This window comes from Candidatus Symbiopectobacterium sp. NZEC135, assembly GCF_025962695.1.
In genome coordinates this window covers 1-1,195 of sequence record NZ_JAGFPF010000570.1, presented here as the reverse complement: position 1 = coordinate 1,195, position 1,195 = coordinate 1, and the positions used below count along the sequence as shown (strand labels likewise).

Here is a 1,195-nt window from a genome sequence, read left to right as displayed (position 1 = left end):
CGACGTACGTAACTGCATAAGTGCTTTAATTGCCAACGCTTAACCGAAGATTGCGTAGGGAGCCAGACCACAACAGGTTTTGCCCAACGTGTTTATTACTTTGTTGATAAATATATAAACTTATTTTACAGGAATTAACCAAGGAGGTGAGGAATGCCTGTCAATATACAGCAGTATAGACGCGGCATAGGGCGTTTTGAATGTAGACGTCGAGATTATATGACGCAATATACTGTTCAGAAAAAATTAAATCTGTTATCAGAATTGCAATCAACCAAGCTGCCGACAAAATTCAGTTGTATGAGCATGTTAGCAATGATGGGCGTGCTATCTTCGTTGTCTCGTGGTGAAAACTCTGTGGATGAAATACCACAAAAAAGTGTTGGTAAATACCAAGTAAATCACGTTGATGGTGGTGTTTCACATCAAATAAGGTTTGTGGATAAACAACCCTATTCGGCCTATAAAAATAGGTTAAGTCAGATGATCTACAATGAGTTCTGCTCTTCATCTCCCGTACCTCACGGTGTGACGGAAAAAAAACAAAATACTCTTTTCCCAATGGGTAATCTGCAAGACAGCATCATCGATTCGATGAATCAAGCCGTAAAATCACTATCGGGTTTTATTAATTATTATGATCCGCTGCGTTTTCCCGCTGCTGATGCTGCCGTGCCAGTCGCAGTACCAACGACAACCGTCGTGCCACTCGGAGATGATGTAAAAATAAAAAAGCTGAATGTCGATTGTCTCGATAAAAGAAGGGCTCTTACCGTCAGTGATGTATTGAAAACCATTGCAGATTCTTTTGAGCGTCCTTTCGAATCATCGACAATCGAGTTGCAAGTGTTGTCCCATTATTTAAAAAGTGGCATCTGTCCTTCGGAAGCTGAGATAGAAAAAGTGAGAAAGATAACCACGGAGGTTGACAAGGTCTCTTCGATAATGTCTTCATTAGTCCCTGAATTGACATTTATCTCATTTGTACAACGTATTTTTTCTCCAACCATTAGGATGATCTCTAATGACATTAAAGGTGACTCAATGTCACAAGTAGATATTGAGTCTATTTATAATGAGGTGCTTGGGTTTTCTAAGGCTATGGTCGATATTACTATTCATGGAAATATTCATCCTACCACTATAGACGACGTTAGAATACCAAAGTCTCTCTTTTTTGAAAACTATAGGGTTT

The 1,195-nt window shown here is 39.2% G+C and carries 1 protein-coding gene; it reads left to right on the top strand.

Translation table 11 applies throughout. The features are described from left to right. Positions 1–153 precede the first annotated feature (153 nt). Positions 154–1,195: hypothetical protein (locus J5224_RS28840; RefSeq protein WP_264628518.1), on the top strand; the 1,042-nt coding region annotated here is incomplete at its 3' end.